This window comes from Kitasatospora sp. NPDC054768 (assembly GCF_053612025.1).
The window spans coordinates 1-18,647 of sequence record NZ_JBSHBN010000095.1 but is presented as its reverse complement, the minus strand read 5'-3'; the positions used below and the strand labels follow the sequence as shown (position 1 = coordinate 18,647).

At 72.2% G+C, this 18,647-nt stretch carries 15 protein-coding genes; 12 read left to right on the top strand and 3 right to left on the bottom strand.

Annotation, left to right across the window (positions count from 1 at the left end):
• Positions 1-72 precede the first annotated feature (72 nt).
• Positions 73-1,263 (bottom strand): CapA family protein, encoded by a 1,191-nt coding sequence (locus tag ACWGKU_RS25555; protein WP_452180254.1) that lies wholly within the window; start codon positions 1,261-1,263, stop codon positions 73-75.
• A 266-nt stretch (positions 1,264-1,529) separates the two neighbouring features.
• Between ACWGKU_RS25555 and ACWGKU_RS25550 the strand changes: the two genes are divergently transcribed.
• Positions 1,530-1,883, top strand: a complete 354-nt coding sequence (locus ACWGKU_RS25550; RefSeq protein WP_452180255.1) for a hypothetical protein — start codon at positions 1,530-1,532, stop codon at positions 1,881-1,883.
• On the opposite strand, the gene ACWGKU_RS25545 is transcribed toward ACWGKU_RS25550, so the two are convergent.
• The gene (locus ACWGKU_RS25545; protein WP_401055260.1) at positions 1,856-2,722 is read right to left on the bottom strand and encodes an SAM-dependent methyltransferase; all 867 of its coding nucleotides are present in this window, start codon (positions 2,720-2,722) and stop codon (positions 1,856-1,858) included. The two genes, ACWGKU_RS25550 and ACWGKU_RS25545, sit on opposite strands and share 28 nt — an antisense overlap.
• Before the next feature lie 308 nt (positions 2,723-3,030).
• Between ACWGKU_RS25545 and ACWGKU_RS25540 the strand changes: the two genes are divergently transcribed.
• The 8 genes from ACWGKU_RS25540 to ACWGKU_RS25505 all read left to right on the top strand — a co-directional run bounded on the left by ACWGKU_RS25540 (position 3,031) and on the right by ACWGKU_RS25505 (position 14,690).
• Positions 3,031-3,447, top strand: a complete 417-nt coding sequence (locus tag ACWGKU_RS25540) for a hypothetical protein (RefSeq protein ID WP_452180256.1) — start codon at positions 3,031-3,033, stop codon at positions 3,445-3,447.
• A gap of 175 nt (positions 3,448-3,622) precedes the next feature.
• Positions 3,623-3,958 carry a hypothetical protein gene (locus ACWGKU_RS25535; RefSeq protein WP_452180257.1) on the top strand — a complete coding sequence of 112 codons (336 nt, stop codon included), beginning with the start codon at positions 3,623-3,625 and terminating at the stop codon, positions 3,956-3,958.
• Between the two features lie 203 nt (positions 3,959-4,161).
• The gene (locus ACWGKU_RS25530) at positions 4,162-4,431 is read left to right on the top strand and encodes a DUF2087 domain-containing protein (RefSeq protein WP_401045158.1); all 270 of its coding nucleotides are present in this window, start codon (positions 4,162-4,164) and stop codon (positions 4,429-4,431) included.
• 118 nt (positions 4,432-4,549) lie between these two features.
• Complete coding sequence (locus ACWGKU_RS25525) at positions 4,550-4,891, top strand: PadR family transcriptional regulator (RefSeq protein WP_359909696.1); 342 nt, start codon at positions 4,550-4,552, stop codon at positions 4,889-4,891.
• On the top strand, positions 4,888-5,802 hold the full coding sequence (locus ACWGKU_RS25520) for a hypothetical protein (protein WP_452180258.1): 915 nt from the start codon (positions 4,888-4,890) through the stop codon (positions 5,800-5,802). The genes ACWGKU_RS25525 and ACWGKU_RS25520 overlap by 4 nt, the downstream gene beginning before the upstream one ends.
• Before the next feature lie 152 nt (positions 5,803-5,954).
• Complete coding sequence (locus tag ACWGKU_RS25515; RefSeq protein WP_452180259.1) at positions 5,955-6,812, top strand: DUF4184 family protein; 858 nt, start codon at positions 5,955-5,957, stop codon at positions 6,810-6,812.
• A gap of 140 nt (positions 6,813-6,952) precedes the next feature.
• Positions 6,953-13,069, top strand: a complete 6,117-nt coding sequence (locus ACWGKU_RS25510; RefSeq protein ID WP_452180260.1) for a glycosyl hydrolase family 18 protein — start codon at positions 6,953-6,955, stop codon at positions 13,067-13,069.
• A gap of 466 nt (positions 13,070-13,535) precedes the next feature.
• A complete protein-coding gene (locus ACWGKU_RS25505) occupies positions 13,536-14,690 on the top strand; it encodes a hypothetical protein (protein WP_452180261.1) in 1,155 nt (384 codons plus the stop codon).
• An 85-nt stretch (positions 14,691-14,775) separates the two neighbouring features.
• Here ACWGKU_RS25505 and ACWGKU_RS25500 read toward each other — a convergent pair whose 3' ends face one another.
• Positions 14,776-14,943, bottom strand: a complete 168-nt coding sequence (locus tag ACWGKU_RS25500) for a hypothetical protein (RefSeq protein WP_452180262.1) — start codon at positions 14,941-14,943, stop codon at positions 14,776-14,778.
• Between the two features lie 681 nt (positions 14,944-15,624).
• Between ACWGKU_RS25500 and ACWGKU_RS25495 the strand changes: the two genes are divergently transcribed.
• From ACWGKU_RS25495 to ACWGKU_RS25485, 3 genes are all read left to right on the top strand, one after another.
• Entirely contained in the window at positions 15,625-17,559 is a 1,935-nt protein-coding gene (locus ACWGKU_RS25495) for an ABC transporter ATP-binding protein (RefSeq protein ID WP_452180263.1), read from the top strand.
• Positions 17,556-17,696 (top strand): hypothetical protein, encoded by a 141-nt coding sequence (locus ACWGKU_RS25490; protein WP_401045171.1) that lies wholly within the window; start codon positions 17,556-17,558, stop codon positions 17,694-17,696. The genes ACWGKU_RS25495 and ACWGKU_RS25490 overlap by 4 nt, the downstream gene beginning before the upstream one ends.
• Before the next feature lie 374 nt (positions 17,697-18,070).
• The gene (locus tag ACWGKU_RS25485) at positions 18,071-18,640 is read left to right on the top strand and encodes an ADP-ribosyltransferase (protein WP_452180264.1); all 570 of its coding nucleotides are present in this window, start codon (positions 18,071-18,073) and stop codon (positions 18,638-18,640) included.
• Positions 18,641-18,647: the final 7 nt, after the last annotated feature.

Here is an 18,647-nt window from a genome sequence, read left to right as displayed (position 1 = left end):
CACCGGGAGTGGTTCGCGTCGGACGGTTACGGTGCCATCCGTGCACGCAGGACGGTTCGGGTGCTGGTCCGCTCAGGGGGCCGCGGTCAGCCCTGCCGAGGCGCCGCCGCGGCTCAGCACGACCGTCCGGATGTGCTCCAGGGCCCGGGCGTAGTCGCCGCGGCCTGGGGCGTGGTGGACGGCCTCGGTCAGGTCGAGGACCCGGTAGGGCGGGCCGAGGTCCGTCAGCTGCGGGACGAACTCGGCCTTGGTGACGGCCCATCGCTGCCCGGGCCGGGGCGGCGGCGAGAAGGTGAACCGGGCGATCGAGCTCCAGTTCCCGCGCGGGTCCTCCGCGCCGGTGTAGTTGAACATGTGTCCGGCCAGCTGGTCGCCCAGGCCGTAGACCGTCCAGGTGTCGCCGATCTTCTCGTACGCCTGCGGGATGTGGGCGTGGGTGCCGAGGATCAGATCGATGTCGGGCCGGCCGGGGCTCTGCTCGGCGGCCAGGTCGCGGGCGAGTGCGAGCTGCTGGTCGTTCGGGGTGTCCTGCCACTCGGTGCCCCAGTGGAGGCTGACCACCACGATGTCCGCCCCCTGCTCCCGGACGGTCCTGGCGTCGGTGAGGATCCGCTCCCGGTCGATGAGGTTGACCGCCCAGGGCTGCCCCTGCGGCAGCGGGATGCCGTTGGTGCCGTAGGTGTAGGCGAGCTGGGCCACCGTGGCGCCGCCTGCCGTGAGGAGCGCGGGGCTGCCCGCCTCGTCGGCGCCGCGGGCGGAGCCCGTGTGTTTGAGGCCGACGGCGTCCATGGCGTCGAGCGTGCGCCGGATGCCGGCGGGTCCGTCGTCGAGCGTGTGGTTGGAGGCGGTGTCGCAGGAGCCGTATCCGGCGTCCTTGAGCGCCCGGGCGATCTGCGGGGGCGACTTGAACGACGGGTAGCCGGTGAAGGGCCCACCGTCGGGGCCGTACACCGTCTCCATGTGGCAGATGGCCAGATCGGCGGCACTGATGACCGGCTTGACGCCGGCGAGCATCGGGGTGAAGTCGTAGCCGTTGCCGCCGGCGTCCTCCGCGGCCTGCCGGATGATCTCGGTGTGCGGCAGGACGTCCCCCGTCGCGACCAGCGTGAACGCCCGTGGCCCCGACGGGGTCGGCGTGGCCGTGGCGCCCGGATCGCGCAGCGGCGACGGTGTGCCCTGCCGGGCCTGCGGTGCGCCGCACCCCGTGAGGGCGAGCAGCAGGGCGGTGGCGGCGGCGAGAACTTCTCGGTGCGGAAATCGCATCGTCGGACCGTCCGGTCATCGGCGGGTATGACGGTCCGACTATGCGAGCAACCGACCGGCCGATGCGGAACCCGCGCCCTGAGATTCACCCGACGGGACTCAACAAGGCGGCACCCCGGAGGACCGGCTCCCGCGGCGGGGCGGTGCGCGGGCGGCCACCCGGGGCGGGGTGGTGCGGCTCATGATCAAGAGGATAGGTGCAGCCGCTGACACCCCCAGGGGTGGGCCGCGTCCCGGCGCGCGCTACCGGCGATGCGAGGAAGGTCGTGATCAAGGGCGACGACGACCACGTCTTCGGGCCGCTGCACCAGCGGTTCGTGGACTTCGGCGGCGGCCGGGAACTCACGATCGTGGAATACGCCTACCGCCCCGAGGGCCCGGAGTCCGAGAAATCGATTCCCTCCGCCCGGGCGCAGGTGTGCCCGTCAGGAACCGACCCGGCCGCCCTGCTCGGCCTGACCGCGCTGCCCGGCCCTGAGCGCTCGGCGCGCCCGGTTCTCGTGGCGCGCCCAGGTCCGCGTGGCCGGGGCCGTGGCGTGACCACCTGCCGGTGCTCACGCCACGGATCGTCATGCCCCCGACTCCGCGCGCATCAGGGCTTGATGGCGACGGCCGCGTAGAAGGAGACCTGGGCGTCGGTGACGGTCGCAGGCAGAGCGTCCGTGGAGACGTCGGTGTCGTCGCCGTGCCAGCGGTGGGCGGGGACGATGCCGGGGTCGAGGAGGTCCAGGCCGGCGAAGAAGGTGGCGAACTCGTCCTTGTGGCGCAGCCGCAGGGAGGTACCGGCCTGGTTGTAGATCTCCTGCACCTTGGAGGCGCCGGACGGGTCGAGTTCGGCCGTGGCGTGGGAGAGGACGAGCGCGGAGCCGGACGGCAGGGGGTCCAGGAGGTGCTTGACGATGGCGTGGGCGTCGCCGAGGTCCGGGACGAAGTGGAGCAGGGCCACCATCGACAGGACCACGGGCCGGGTGAGGTCGAGGGTCGCCGCGACCTGCGGAGTGGCCAGGATGGCGGCCGGGTCGTGGACGTCGCCGTGCACGTAGGCGGTGCGGCCCTGGGGGGTGCTGGTCATCAGGGCGCGGGAGTGGGCCAGCACGACGGGGTCGTTGTCGGCGTAGACCACGCGGGCCGCCGGTTCCACGGCCTGGGCGACCTCGTGGAGGTTCGGCGAGGTGGGGATGCCGGTGCCGATGTCCAGCCACTGGCGCAGACCGCGCCGGGCCAGCGCCCGGGTGGCGCGGTGCATGAAGGCGCGGTTGGCGTGGACCGCGGTGCGCATGGTGGGGAAGACGGTCAGGACGCGTTCGGCCGCCTCGCGGTCGACCGCGAAGTTGTCCTTGCCGCCGAGGAAGTAGTCGTACATCCGGGCGCTGTGCGGAACGTCCTGGCGTATGTGCAGGGCGGCCGATTCATCGGATCCGAACTCGGCGGCCGTCGCCGCGGTCTCGTCGGTGCTCATTCCCTGCCCCTTCATTGGTGATCATGCCAGGCCCGCCGCAGTCTAGCCAACTCGCCTGCGGTGCGCGGGAAGTCCGCCGCATCCCCCCGGCCGCAGGACTGCGACGACGACCCGCCGCGGGAGTTGCGGGCGGAACCGGTACGGTCGAGCCGCCGGACCGCCCGTCTCTCCGCGAAATCGCTTACTGTTACAAGGTGGTGACGTTTCGTCCACAACCCGAGTGCGGCGCGGGGCGTCTCCACGGATGACAGGGCCCGAGTCGCACCGATGGTGCCTTCGGGCCGGATCCACCTTGGAAAGGACGCACCGTGATCGTCTCCAAGCGGAACTCCCTGCGCCTGGCCGCCGTGACCACCCTGGCCGCGGTCTCCCTCGCCGTGGCGGGCACCGCCATGGCGGCCGCCCCCGTCTCCCGGCCCGTGCCCGCCAACCAGCCCGCGGCCGCCACCGCGCAGGCCGGCATCACCGCCAAGCCGTCGGTCTCCACCGTCCAGGCGTGGCAGCTGTTCCGCGTCACCGGCACGACCACCGCCCTCAAGGCGGGAAGCACGGTGACCCTGCAGCAGAAGCAGTACGGCGCGTGGGTCACCCTGCCCGCCTCCGTCGCCACGACCAGCACCGGCTCCTACTCCCTCGGCGTGAAGCTCGGCATCAAGGGCCTGAACGAGCTGCGCGTCATCAGCGGAAGCACCGCCTCGCCCGTGTTCACCGTCACCGTGCGCTGACCCACGGCGCACGGCCCACTCGGCATGCCGCACCGTACCCGGCCCTGACGCCGGGTCCGGTGCGGCGCACGGGCCGGTAGCGGGTTCTCGTGCGGCCCGGCAGCGAGGGATGCGCCGGGCCGCACGAGTTCGATGGGGCGAGCGGCCGACAGCGTGCACGCCGTAGGATCGGCCGATGAATGAGGACTGTCCGTTCGAGGGCGGCCGCAATCTTATGTGGGTGCTGGAGGGATTCGGCCCCGATGAGTGGCTCTGCTCGTCCGTCACGGTGACGCGAGAGCAGTTCCTCCAGGTGAGGGGCCTGTTCGAGCTCGGCGATGACGAGTGGATGACGGCCGGTGCATACCCGGTTCCCAGCGAGACTCAGGGTCCGCTACGGGCAGTCGTCGAGACGGCGCTGTTCGAGGAGGGGGTGGACTACTTCCTCGGGGCTCACCAGGACCTCCCCTCCGGGCTCTGGCCTCCCAGAGGGGCCTGCGGGCCGTTCCCGGGCCCGATTCCTCCGCCGTAAGCCAGCACGCGTTGTGACGGCTCCACAGAACTCGGTGCCGACTCGCTTCCGGTGGAGGGCTGACCGGGTGTGATGTCGGTGATGTGCGGTGGAGCGGCCGGAACCCCCGGCCGGCGGAAAACCGGATGACTCACGGCGTCGTGCTCTGGCAGCCTCGGCGGACGAAGCACCCGAGGAACCGCCGACCTGCACAGGAGCGACCGATGTCCGAGCCGCCCGCGAATCTGGCCGCCCTGTTCCGGGACGGCCGGCTGACGGCGATCCCGCGCAAGGCGGGCCCCCGTACCGCCCTGCTCGACCACCTCGCCACCCTCTTCGAGCCGGCGCGGGAGTACGGCGAGCCGGAGGTCAACGAGGCCCTGCGCACCGTGCACGACGACTGCTCGGCGCTGCGCCGCTACCTGGTGGAGAGCGGTCGGCTCACCCGGACCCGCGACGGTCGCAGCTACCGGCGCGCGGCCGGCGGCGTGTGAGCGGAGCAGTGGCGTGGCAGGGGTGGCGTCGGTACGGGCGAGCCGCTGAGGGCCGCCCGGCGGCCGCGACGCGGCCCGCCGCGTTGAGATGCTCCGGCGGAGTGACTATCTTCGTCGGGTGAGTGAGCGCGTGATGCAAGAGCCGACCGTGATGGTGATGACAGCCCTCGCGGACGCACCGCGGCACGGGTACGCCATCGCGCAGGAGGTCAAGGCGATGACCGGCGGCCGTGTCGCGCTGCGCACGGGCGCCCTGTACGGGGCCCTGGACCGTCTGCTGGCCGACGGCATGATCGAGGTCGAACGCGAGGAGATCGTCGACGGCCGGGCCCGGCGGATCTTCACCCTGTCCCCGGCGGGTCGGGAGCGGCTGGCGGCGGAGGCCGAGCGGCTGGCCGAGACGGCGAGGGAGGCCAATCGTCGGCTGTCCGCCGCGCGGCCGTCGCCGTCCGCCACGTGATCGACCGTGTGGTGCGGCTGTATCCCGCCGCCTACCGGCAGGCCCATGGCGAGGAGGTCGCCGCGACCTTCCGGGAGATGACGGCGGGGGAGCCGTTGGGCTCGCGGCTGCGCGACGGCGCGGGTCTGGCGGCGCACGCGCTGCGGATGCGGCTGGGGGCGGGCCCGGCGGCTCCGGCCGCGCGGGTCCTGGGCCTGGCCCACCCCTTTGCCCTGGCCGCCGCCGCGGCCGGGTGCGGTCTGCATCTGCTGCGCTGGTACGCGAGCCTCGTCGCCTCCCCGGCCCCGTGGGGGCTGCGGCTCGGAGTGGACCTGTCGGGGGCGTGGGGCGTGCTGCTCGTGTCGTCCCTGTTCGTCTTCGTGGGGGCGGCGTCGGCCTTGGCCGGACGGTGGCGGGCGGGGGTGCCGTGCACGGTGGCCGGGCTGCTGTCCTTCGCGGTGGCCGCGGTGGTCAGCGGGCCGGCCTTCGGCGACCCGGTGGCCACCCCGGCCGCGGCGGTCCTGTCGGCGGCCGTGGTGCTCGCCTGCCCGCCGGACCGGCGGGTGGAACGCGGTCGTGCGGGCCGCGCGGGACCGGCGGGCATGGCCGGTGCCGTGGTCGCGCTCGTGGTCGTGCCGCAGGCGCTGATCGATTCCCACGTGGTGCCGTGGGTCAGCACCGACTACGGGTGCTGGCCGCTGCTCGTCCTCGCCGCGGCCGGGGTCGTGCTGACCTGGCGCGGCGGGTCGCGGGGCGGGCGCGAGTCGGCGGCCATCGCCCTGGCGTCCCCGCCGCTCCTGGCGCATGCCTGCGTCACCGCGTGGGGTGACGTCACTGCCGTCGCGTGCCTGGTGGCCGTGGTGTCGGCGGCCGCGGTGGCGATGCTGCTCGTCGGTCGCCTGCGGCGGAACCGGGTGCGTTTCTCGGCCTGAGCTGCGCCTGTCGGCCTGAGTGCCCGTCGGTCCCGGCGGCCTGCCGCTGTCGAACATCGAAGCCGGAATCGGAGGGGCCGGCTGCGCCCCTGATAGTCCGTTTGACGTAGCATTCCGTTCGACGGACTATTGGGTCCTGCGAGAGGATGCCCATGCCGTTCACCCTGTCCCACCCCGCGGCGGTACTGCCCTTGATGCGGCGGCCCTTCAGCCGGACGGCGCTGGTCGCCGGAGCCGTCGCACCGGACCTGCCCTACCTCCTGGTCAGCACAGGCCTGCCCGTCAGCGCGCAGTCCTGGTACGAGCCCTTCGCCAACGCCACCACCACGCACGGCGTTTCGGGTGTCGTCAGCGTCACCCTGCCGTACGCGCTCCTGCTGTGGGCGCTGCTCCGGGCGGCCCGGCGCCCGCTGGCCTTCCTGCTGCCGTCGTCCGTGCCGTGGGCGCCGTCGGGGGCTGCCGGTCCGCCGGTCCGGCGGGCCGGGTGGATCGTCCTGTCCGCACTGGTGGGTATTGCCAGTCACCTGGTCTGGGACGCCTTCACCCACGTGGACGGCTTCGTGGTCACCCGCACACCCTGGCTGGCCTCCACGCCGGTGGGCGGCCTCACCTGGGCGCGGGCCCTGCAGCACGCGAGCACGATCGGCGGCCTGGCCGCGATCGCGCTGTTCGCGTGGCGCAGGCGGGAGCACCTCCTCCCGGGCTCCGGTCGCCCCTGGCCGGTCGGCGGTCCGCGCCGCCAAGTCCTGCTCGCGATGGCCCTGTTCACGGCCGCAGGGGCTGTTGTTCACGCCTGGTGGTGGCGCGCCGGCCCGGAGGCGGAGACGACCGGGCCGTCTGCGGCCGGCCTGCTCGAAGGCGTGCTGTCCGACGCGGCGAAAGGTGCGGGCGCCGGCCTGATCGCCGCCCTGGCCCTCTACGTCCTCGCGTGGTGGATCCGTCACGCGGTCACGGAAGCCCGGTCCGGCCGCTCCGGTGCGAGCGGAGCCGGCCCTGTGCGCGGCGATTGACGAGACGTTGATCGATTGTCTACCGGGTTCGTGCACCATCCGCCAGCTGAGGAAATTCCATCGAGAAAACGGAGTACATGAACATGCAAGGGCTGAGCGGGCGGACACGCCGCCCGGGCCGACGCCGGACCCCGGGCCAGTTGCTGCGCGCAGTCGCGGCCGCGCTCGCCACGGTTCTCCTGGCCACGATGATGGCCGTCCTGAACGGGCCCGCTGCTGCCGCCGCCGAAAACCCCTGGGTGCCGCCGCTACAACTCGCCGGCGAGCGGAACATCATGACCTGGAACATGCAGGGGTCGACCGCGGTCGAGACGGGCAGCACCTACGAACGGCTCAACCAGCTGTACAGCCGAGCCGTCGCCGACGCCGCCCGCGGTGCCGGCCTCGCTGAGCAGAAACGCGTCGTGATGGCGCTGCAGGAGGCGGGTGTCCCGCCCACGTCCTGGGCTCCGCTCCAAGCCGCCGAGTTGCAGAACCTCGTCATCCCCGACGGAGTGCGAGGCTACAAGCGGCGAGTGGGACGGGACTACACCTACCTGTTCCACGCGCAGACCATCGGCAACGACCCCGCCGGACGTGTCAACTCGGCGATCATGACCAACGAACTGCCCCGGCGCCTGGTCTACATCCCCGCTGTGGCCGGGACGCTGCGCCCCCTGATCGGTGTGGGCTACGGCGAGGACCATGCGAACGGGGAGTACTACTTCTCCTTCCACGCCTCCTCCGGGAACGGCGGCCGCGACATCGTGCCGATGCTCCGGCGCCTGGTGGCCGAGATGGGTCGACTGGAAGCGGAAGAGCACGAACGGCATGCGGTCAACTGGTACGTCGGCGGCGACTTCAACCTGGACCCGACCGTCCTCAGGGCTCGTCTCGACGGTCCCGAAGTCAACGGGCAGGACGTCCACATCGCCAGGCCGGAGCGATACACCCATCGAAGTCCCGACGGGACCACGAGCAAGTTGGACTACGTCGTCACCAACGACCCGTCGATGTCCGATGTGCTGGGGAGGGTGACGGATCAGACGGGCTACGCCGACCACGACACCGTCTCCTACGGACGGCGGATCGGTGGCGGCGCGCCCTGTACCAGGCCGAGGGCGGCAGCGCTGGAGGCGGCGGCACCGGAGGCGTCGGCCGACCCCTGCCCGCTTCCCGGTCAGGGCGCGATCGTGTCCATGGGTGACAGCTACATCTCCGGTGAGGGCGGCCGCTGGGCGGGCAATGCGCTCACCAAGGAGGAGGGGGACGTCTGGGGCACGGACCGGCGCTCCCGTTGCCCGGACGACAAGCAGGACTGCGTGTACGACACGACGTCCTACAGCAACGGCGGCAACCGGTGCGACCGCTCCGACGTGGCCCCCATCAAGGGAACGGAGTTCGAGGGCATCCCCGTCGAGCGGCGGTTCGACATCGCCTGTTCGGGCGCGACGACGAAGGACATCCTCACGGAGTCGCGCAACAACGAGAAGCCCCAGATCCAGCAGTTGGCCGACCTCGCCCGCACCAATGACATCAGGATGGTCGTCGTCTCCATCGGCGGCAACGACCTGAAGTTCTCCGACATCATGACGACGTGCGGAAAGGCCTTCTTCGGGCTGGCCGCGCCCTGCCGGAAGGAGAAGGAGGCGGAGTTCTTCCTCGGGCTGAAAACCGTGCGGGCCGAGGTCAGCAAGACCCTGACCGCGATCCGGGACGTGATGAGGGACGCCGGCCAGTCGGACTACCAACTCGTGCTCCAGTCGTACCCCAACCCGCTCCCGGCCAAGGACGACTTCCGCTACGAGCAGGGTGGGAGGACCAGCGATCGGTTCAGGACAGGGGGATGCCCCTTCCTCGACGAGGACGTGGACTGGGCCCGCAACTCGGTGGTGCCCCGCATCACCGAGATGCTGCGGCAGGCCGCGGGCATGGCCGGGGCGAAGTTCCTGAACGTGCAGGACACCTTCGCCGGGCACGAGTTGTGCGCGAAGTCGGCGGAGCAGGCGACGGACTCCAACAGCAATGCCGCTCCGTTGCCGGCGGCGAGGGCCGAGTGGGTCCGTTGGGTGCCGTACGTTCCCGGCGTCGGGTGGGCCACCCCCAACGCGCAGGGCGATGTCCAGGAGGCCGTTCACCCGAACGCGTTCGGTCAGCAGGTGTTGTCGCAGTGCCTGACCGAGTTCGCCAAGTCGGCGGTCGGCTCCGACCGGTACATCTTCACGTGCGCTGGTTCGGGCGACGGGATGAAGGTCGTTCCGGACGCCTCGGCGGTGCGTGAGGGCATCGTCCGGCTGCGCAACGCCCGGACGAACGAGGTGCTGGAGGCCGACGGGGACGGCAAGGACGACTACCTCGTGACCCGCACGGACGACGGGCGGGCCAGCCAGCGGTGGCTGCTGCACAACGTGGGCGAGAAGGTGACGCTGCAGGCGCAGCACAACGGGCGCTACCTGGACCTCTGGCACAACATCCTCAGCGGCAGGAACTGGGCGTACCTGGGCGGCATCGAGCGCGGTTGGTTCCGTTCGGCGACCGGTGACGGCCGGGTCGCGCTGTCCCTGGACAATGTCGACGGGACGAGCGGCTGCCTCACGCAGGACCCGGGGAAGCGGTCCGAGGACAAGAACTGGGCCAGTGTCGACTCCTGCGGTCAAGGCGTCAACGAGAAGCAGTACTGGTACATCGAGTACCCCGACGACGTGGTCATCACCCCCCGCCAACCCGACACCGGCACGGACCCGCGCGAGGGCCAGCAGGTGGAGCTGCGCTCGGCCACCGGCATGGCCGCGCACCTGAGCGGTGACAGCACCGACGCCGGGACGAGCGTCCAGGCCGCGGAACCCGACGGCAGCGGTGCCCAGCGCTGGGTGATGCGCTCGCTCGGCGGCGGCAACTGGCGGATCGCGGCCTCGGCGAAGCCGGACATGGTCGTGGACCACAATCCCGGGCCGCACACCACCCATCTCGTGCGGGCGGAGGAGGGCAACGCCAACCAGGTCTGGCAGCCGAAGGGCGCCGGCGGCGGCTGGTACACCCTGGTCAGCAGTGCCGACGGCGGCTGCCTGACGGCCGGAGGCGCGGGCGAGGCGCTCGCGGTGACGGCCTGCGACGCGAACAACCAGGCCCAGCGGTGGAAGTTCCGGGAGACCGGGACGGGCACGCAGGTGGGCACGATCCGCGGGCTGGAGGGCAAGTGCGTCGAGCCGCGCGGCGGCAGCCGGGACGACCGGACGCCCGTCCGCCTCGCCGACTGCGCCGGTTCCGACGGCCAGGCCTGGACGGTGTCGGCGGACGGCTCGCTGCAGTCGCTGGCCAAGTGCCTGGACGTGGACGGCGGGCGCGCCGACAACGGGACGGCCGTCCAGCTGTACGAGTGCAACGGGAGCCCCGCCCAGAAGTGGATCTACACCGCGCGGCAGGAGCTGCGGAACCCGAACTCCGGCAAGTGCCTGGACGTCCCCGACTCGGACACCTCCCGGCCGTTGCAGATCTACGACTGCAACCGCCGCGACTCCCAGAGGTGGCAGCTGTCCGCCCGCCCGGTGGGCCAGCCGGACGGTGGTGACGCGGGCGACCCGTTCGACGCCGCCCCGGACGACCGCGGTACCAAGCCGGCCGCCTCGGGGGACTGCCGTCCCGAGGGCATGGCCGTCACCCCGGGCGTGGCCGCCCGGTACTGCGACGTGTACGACGGCGCGGGCCGCGAGTGGGTCGGCAACAACCGCACCCGGCGCGTGGTGGGCTACTTCACCGGCTGGCGCGCGGGCGCGAACGGCGACCCGACGTACCTGGCGTCGAACATCCCCTGGTCGAAGGTCACGCACGTCAACTACGCGTTCGCCGGGGTGCGGGACAACCGGATCAGCATCGGCGACCCGAACGACCCGGCCAACCCGGCGACCGGCATGACCTGGCCGGGCGAGAAGAACGCCATGGACGCCTCGCTGCCGTACAAGGGGCACTTCAACCTGCTGAACACGTACAAGAAGAAGCATCCGGCGGTGAAGACGCTGATCTCGGTCGGCGGCTGGGCGGGCACCCGGAACTTCTACGCGATGACCACCAACGCCGACGGGTCGGTGAACCAGGCCGGCATCGACGCGTTCGCGGACTCCGTCACCGACTTCCTGGACCGGTACGGGTTCAACGGCGTCGACATCGACTACGAGTACCCGACCGCGCTGCCCAACACCGGCAACCCGCTGGACTGGGACGTCTCCAACCCCCGCCGCAAGGGGCTCCAGCAGGGCTACAACGCCCTGATGAAGTCGCTGCGGGAACGGCTGGACCGGGCCGGCACGGACAAGGGCCGCTACTACCTGCTGACGTCCGCGGGCTCCTCCTCCGGCTACCTGGTGCGCGGGCTGGACGCCGGACAGGCACTGCAGTACCAGGACTACGTCGACGTCATGACCTACGACCTGCACGGCTCCTGGAACAGGTTCGTCGGCCCGCAGGCCCCGCTGTACGACGACGGACGCGACAACGAGCTGGCGGACGCCGGCATCTACAACGACCAGGCGCCCGACACCAAGGACTTCCGGAAGGAGGGCTACTTCAACGTCGACTGGGCCTACCACTACTACCGCGGCGCGCTGCCGGCCGGCCGGATCAACCTCGGCATCCCGTACTACTCCCGCGGCTGGCGCGACGTCCGGGGCGGCACGGACGGGCTGTGGGGAACGGCCGCGATGCCGGACCAGGCCCAGTGCCCGCTGGGCACCGGCGGGCGCGGCCCGGCCAACGCGCAGTCCTGCGGGACGGGCGCGGTCGGGATCGACAACGTCTGGCACGACGTGGAGAACGAGCGGGAGGTCGGCGCCGGGTCGAACCCGCTGTGGCACACCAAGAACCTCCAGGACGGCCGGACCCCCGGCTACCTGCGGTCCTACGGCGTCGACACCAACCTGCCGAGCGGACGACTGACCGGCACGTACGCGGAGAAGTACTCGGACGCCCTCCAGTCGCCCTGGCTGTGGAACGACACCAAGAAGGTGTTCCTCTCCACCGAGAACGAGAAGTCGCTCGACGCCAAGGCCCGCTACATCGTCGACAAGGGCATCGGCGGCGCGATGATCTGGGAACTCGCCGGCGACTACGCCCAACGCCCGGGCGGGGAGTGGGGCATGGGCTACGACCTGACCACCCGCCTGGACAACGCCTTCAAGGGCGCCGGAGCCACCGGCAACAGCAAGGCCGGCGGGCGGCCGCAGCCGGCCGAGGTGATCGACGTCAAGGCCGAACTGGTGGACTTCCCCACCGGGGAGAAGGACTTCTATCCCGTCCAGCCGAAGCTGCGGATCACCAACGACTCCGGCGTCACGCTCGCCCAGGGCACCGAGATCGCCCTCGACCTGCCCACCTCGATGCCGCCGGTCGTCAAGGACAACGACTACAAGGAGATGAAGGGGCTCGTCCCCGGCCACACCGGCCCCAACACGGGCGGACTCAAGGGGGACTTCCACCGGCTCACCCTCACCCTCGGCTACTGCGAGGACCTGGCGCCGGGCAAGTCCCGGGACATCGACCTGAAGTACTACCTGCCGATCACCGGGCCGTCCAACGTGACGTTCAGGATCGGCGGCCGGGAGTACGGCTCGACCGGCGACCAGCGCCGCGACGTCCGGACCGTCACACCGCCCGCCCCCGCCGCGGGCAGCTCCTGCCAGGCACCGGACTGGAAGCAGGGCCAGGTCTACCGGCCCGACGGCGGACGGCTGTGGCGGATGTACGACAAGGGGGACAAGGGCTGGATGTTCGAGTACGGCGACAGCCCCGCCGGCAAGCCCATGATGATCGACAACAACCCCGACCAGTCCCGCGCCCACCTCGTGGAACTGATGGAACAGAACGCCAACCAGTACTGGCGGATCCAGCCGGCGGGCGGCGGCCTCTACACGATCGCCGGCGGCGGCCGGTGCCTGACCGCCACCGCCTCCCGGCAGGACCTCGCCTCCGTGGGGTGCGACGGGCGGGCCGAACAGAAGTGGCGGCTCGTCCCGATCGCCGACAACGGCAGTGAGGGAGCACCCGGCGGGCCGAAGCACAACGGCCTGTTCAAGCTCCGCTCGGCCGCGGGCAACGACATCGAACTCGCCGGCGGCGCCACCGCCCGGGAGACCCACCTGCTCACCGGCGACCCGGCCGCCTCGACGGCCGCGTTCGTGAAGTACCAGGGCTCCTACTGGTACGCCCAGTGGTACACCACGGTCGCCCCCGGCACGGCGGAGGCGAACGGCGGCCGGCCGTGGAAGAAGCTCAGCCCGGCGCCGTAGCCCCGGGAGACCACCGGCCCCGAGCCGGTCGGGCACCGCGTTCCCGCGGCGCCCGGCCGGCTCTTCGCTTCGCCGCCCACGGGCACGTCCGGCTGCTCGGACGCGGGTCTCCTGGTGGAGCTCCCGGTGTCCGGGGACGGGAGCGCCGCCATCGGCCGAGTCCGCAGGGCTGATCGGCCGGCCCGCGGCCCCGCAGTGCAGAACCGATGCCCTGAGGGGTCAACTTCCGTGCGCCAGGCCGCAACTGCCCTCCACGTTCGCCGACATCCCCGGTATAAAGAGGCGGAGGGGACCGAGGGGGTTCAGCATGCACTCAAGGGAACAGTCGCAGAAGGCCGGGCGTCCTCATCGCGACGCGGCCACCGCCCGACGGTCCGGCAGCGGCACACGACCCGCAGCGGAGGCCGCGTTTCCGAGGGGTGCCGAGGCCCTGCAGCGCACGGTCGGCAACGCGACGACGGCACGCATGATCGCGGAGCAGCGGGACGGCGTCGGCCCGGACGACCGCCGGACGGCGCCGGCCCTCCAACGCGTGGCGGGCGACCAGGCGGCGGCGCCGCGAAGGCCGCAGACGCGGATGGACCCGAACAACGTGCTGCGGATCTGCGGGGCCGCCACGTACGACGGGGAGACCGTCACACCCGGCGGACGGTCGTCCGAGCTGCGGAACATCGTGTGGGAGGACCACTGGGCCGCCATCTCCGAGGTGTGCAGGAAGCACAAGTACACCATCGCCGTCCGTGAGACCGGCGAACACTCCATCCGGCGCATCGCGGAAGGGGCCAAGCCCAAACCGCACACCATCCTGGAGAAGTCCATCAAGCCCGCGTCCGTGCGCAAGAAGTACGGCCCCGGGCCCGGGCAGACGCAGGGCGACCCGGAACGCGTACTGGAGTTGCTGGAGCAGCACGACCTGAGCGGCTTCGTCGGCCACTGGAACGCCGAGGGCCTGGCCGGCGTCCGGATCGCCCGCCTGCCCGACACGATGACGGATCCGGAGATCGTCCGGACCGGCCCCAGGGGCGAGAAGTACGTGCCGATCGACATGAACGAGACGGACGGCGGTCCGCAGCTGGCCCAGCTGAAGACCGACCCGCGGTGGAAGCAGTACCTCTACACCGGGGACTACGACCTGCACGAGGTCTACTCCGCGCAGGGCGGCACCGGTGGCGGCCAGATCCCGGAGGCCACCCCCGAGAAGGCCAAGCTGCTCAACCGCCTCAACAGCGGGATCGCACGGAACTCCCAGGAGGAGGTGGTGCGCAGCGGCACGGTGGCCATGGGGAACGGCACCCTGCACATGGCCGCCGACTCCGAGTACGCCATGTTCCAGCACGGCGACCAGGCCACCTACCGGATGAACCAGTACCTGGAGGCGCAGGCTGCCGCGCTGGAGAACCAGGTCGCCCGGCAGGCGGCGCAGCTGGTGCGGGCGGTGGCCACCGAGGCCGACGAGCCGCTGGCGTGGTGCCGGATGGGGCAGTGGTACGTGACCCGGAACCGGGAGGAGCACGCGATCCTGCGGTCCCGCTGGAATCTCGCCGTGCCCCACACCTGGGGCGCCTCGGAGGTCGAGCGCACGGCCCGCGGCGGCTACCGCACGGCCGGCTACCTGGACTGACCGCACCGCCGGAACCGGTATGACGGGCCGGTGGGAACCACGGTCCGGCCGCGGCGGCAGGGCGACCGGCGAGCTGCCGGTCGACTCAGCGCTGCGCGGGGGCCTGCATGGCCGGGGACCACGGTGCGGCCCACAGCGGGATCACCTGGACGGTGGCGGCGGAGCCGTGGGCGGGGGTGCCGGGGGTGCGCCCGGCCGTGGTGGGCTGTCCGGTGGTCGTGGGGAACGCGGTCGCGCTCGTCACAGTGGTCATGCCCGGCAACATACCGGGGGGCACTGACAGTGCCGGGTCGAGGAGTCCGGCCCGGCCCGTGGTGGGGTGAATCGAACGCTGGGGCCGGGTGCCGCTCCGAACACCTTCTCCTGAGGCGAAGGGTCGCGCGTTGCTCGGCGCGCGGCCGGCGCGGGTGCGCCCGGCGCCCGAAACCCGCTCGGGCGCCCGACTCCCCGAACGGGTGAATCCGGCGGCGGCCCCGCCCTGCGCGGCCTCCTCGCCCGCCGGGGTGTCCGCGGCTCCCTCGGACCCGGCCGGAAGACCACGTTCGAACACGTTCTCGCCGCCTGCGCACTGGACTCCGCCGCCCTCCCGATCCCGTGGACGACCGAGTGGCGTGCGGTCCGGACCGCATGCGGAACGTGCTCGAAAAGTCCCCGTTCGACCCGGGCTCGCCCGGAGGCAAATCCACTTGAACGCCGTGCTCGAACAGCACCATCATCGGACGCCACCCACCCGTAACGACTCCGTCCATGCCGTCAACTCAGCCTGACAGAAGCAGACTTGAGCTTCTCGTCCGGGCCGGTGCCGGTGCTTCCGCGCGTCCGCGCACCGCTCTTCGTCTGGAGGATCTGTGGCCTGTCACCCCACCCCGGCGACCCACGTCCCACCCGTCACGGCGGCCCTGCTGGCCCGTGCTTCGCGCACGGAGGAGATCGCGTGAGCGCCGCGACCGCCGCGACCCCGGCCGAGGCCGCCGACGAGGAACTGCGGTGGCTCGCCGACGGGCGCCGCATCGAGGCGATCGAGGCGATCGGCGTCAACGCGATGGCCCGCCGCCTGCCCGCGCTCGTCGTCCGCGCGTTCCGCCTCGGCTGGCGCATCGACCGCGCCTCCGTCACGCTGCTCCTGGTCTGCCAGGCCGTGTCCGCGGTGCTCGGCGCGGCCGGCCTGTTCGCGACCACCGGCACCATCTCGGCGCTGTTCGGCCCGGGCCGGGTCGACGACAAGCTCGCCCACGCGGCGCCGTCGATCCTCGTGATCGCGGCGGCGGCCGGCGCCCGCTCCCTGCTGGGCATCACGATCCGCACCATCACCATCCACCTGTCGCCGCGGATCTCCCGCGAGGCCGAAGCCGCGGTGCTGCGCGCCACCGTGGCGGCCGAGCTGACCGCCTACGACCACGCCGGCTACAACGACGAGCTGGAAGCCGCGGACCGCGGCGCCGAGGTCTGCGTGGACATCGTCGGGGAGGCGCAGAACCTGCTCGCCTCCCTCGCCTCGCTCCTCGGTGCGGCAGGCGTGCTGACGGTGCTCCACCCCGCCCTCCTGCCCTTGTTGGTGCTCGCCGCGCTGCCCCAGGGGATCGCGTCGGTGCACGCCGCCCGGGTGCAGTTCCTGGCGAACCGGGCCGCGGTCGGCGACCGCCGGATCATGGCCAACCTGCGCTGGTACATCCACCTCAAGCGCAACGCCGACCAGGTCCGCTCCGACACCATGGGCGAGTTCCTGCTCGTCAAGTACGACCAGGTCGGCCGGCGGCTGGACGCCACTTCGCGGCGGGCGGCGATGCAGAGCGCCCGGGTGTCGGTGATCGGGGCCGCCGCCTCCGGCCTCGGCAGCGCGCTGGTGTGGGCGGCGATGCTGTGGCTGGTCAGCACCGGCCGGATGAGTCTGCCGCGCGGCGGCGCGGCCGTGTTCGCCCTGACCGCGGTCGGCACCAGCCTGCGCGGCATCGTCGGCTACGGCGCGGACCTCTTCCGCACCGGCATGTACCTGGACGACTGGTCGAGCTTCCTCGACACCGCCGGCGGCCACCGGCCCCGGCGCGGCACCGAGGCCCCCGAGCCGCCGCGCCGGATCGCGGTGGAGAACCTCCGCTACGCCTACCCCGCCTCCGACCGCAAGGCGCTGGACGGAGTGAACCTGCACGTCGAGCGGGGCGAGATCCTCGCCCTGGTGGGGGAGAACGGCTCCGGCAAGACCACCCTCTCCAAGCTCCTGGCCGGGCTCTACCTGCCCGATGCCGGATCGGTGCGGTGGGACGGGCGTGACACCCGCGACCTCGACCCGCACGCCCTGTGGCGCCAGGTCGCCGTCGTCCCGCAGGACTACGCGCGCTGGCCGCTGACCTGCCGCGAGAACATCACGCTGGGCCAGCCCACCGCCGAGGGGGACGCGGCGGTGCTGCGCGCCGCCGACGCCTCCGGGGCGGCCGACGTCGTCGCCAAGCTCCGCCGGGGGTTGTCCACCCTGCTGGCGGTGGAGTGGATGGGCGGCGAGGAGCTGTCCGGCGGCCAGTGGCAGCGCCTGGCCATCGCCCGGGCGTTCCACCGCGAGGCCGGGCTGCTCGTCCTGGACGAGCCGACCGCCGCCCTCGACCCGCGCGCCGAGCACCGGATCTTCCAGAACCTGCGGGCGGTCGCGCGGGAACGGGCGGTCGTCCTGGTCACCCACCGGCTCACCAACGTGGCCGTCGCCGACCGGATCGTGGTGCTCGAAGACGGAAAGGTCCTCCAGGAGGGCACGTTCGCCGAGCTGGTGGCCGAGGAGGGCGGCCGGTTCAGGGAACTGTGGGACCTGCAGAACGAACGCACCGGCCTCCCGGCCCAGCGGACCCAGCCGGTCCGGGAGGACGAGGGGACCGACCAGTGATCGACCTCGACGTGCCGAGCCGCCCGGCCCTCCCCGACTGCACCGCGGGCGTCGCCGCCGGCGCCACTGCCCGGGCCCTTGCCGAACTCGGCCAGGCGGGAGTGGAGTTGACCGGTGTGCCGGTCGTCCACGTCTGACGCGAGGCGGCGGGCCGCGTCCTTCGCTCACCCGGGGTCCGAGTGGACCGGGACGGCCGGGAGCGTCAATCGGCGACGAGGACACGCCCCTGATCGGGTGAGTTGCGGCATCTCCGGGCCAGGGGGCGGCCAGGGTAACGGTCGTGATCGACATCCGCATCCGCACGGCCGCCGGCGCAGTCGCCCTCGCCTGCGCCGTCGTGCTCATCCCCGAGATCCCGGCCGTCGCCGCCCCCGCGGCCGCGACCGAACCCGCCCCGTTCAGCTGCCTCGACCCCAGCGGGGAGGCGCTCTGGAGCGGTCCCCAGTGCGACGGCGTCATCGTCCGTGAACTCGGCACCGAGGCCGTCGCCATCCTCCTGGACGGCCGCCGGATCGACTTCGCCGACGAGGCCGAACTGCGCGCCGACGACTGCGCCGTCCGGCCCGCCGTCACCCTCCCCGCCAGCACCTTCGAGAACCTTCCCAAGGGCCCGGACCCGCTGTACGCCGCCGTGGACCGCCGGGTGGACGTACCCCGCATCACCCCCGAACCGCACTGGCGCAAGAACTGCCACCCGCTCTTCCGCTCGGACGGCCGCGATCCGTCCGTCATCTTCGAGGAGGGCTTCGGCCCGAAGGACACCGTCAACGGACAGTACGACATCACCGGCTACGTCCTGCAGAACCAGCCCTCGCCGTTCGTCAGCACCACCTACGACCCCGAGCTGTACAAGAAGTGGAAGAAGGTGCCCTGGGACTACTTCATCGACGCCCCCGGCGGCATCGACGTCAACGCGACCATCGGCGACCAGCACCAGTACGCCGACCAGGTCGAAGTCGCGTTCCCCGGCGGCGTGGACCGGCACTTCATCCGCCGGGCCTGCCCGGTCGACCGGGCCACCGCCTCCCTGGTCGAGTCGGGCTGCGTGGACAACCCGCACTACCAGCCCTGGCTGCACTGACCACAGG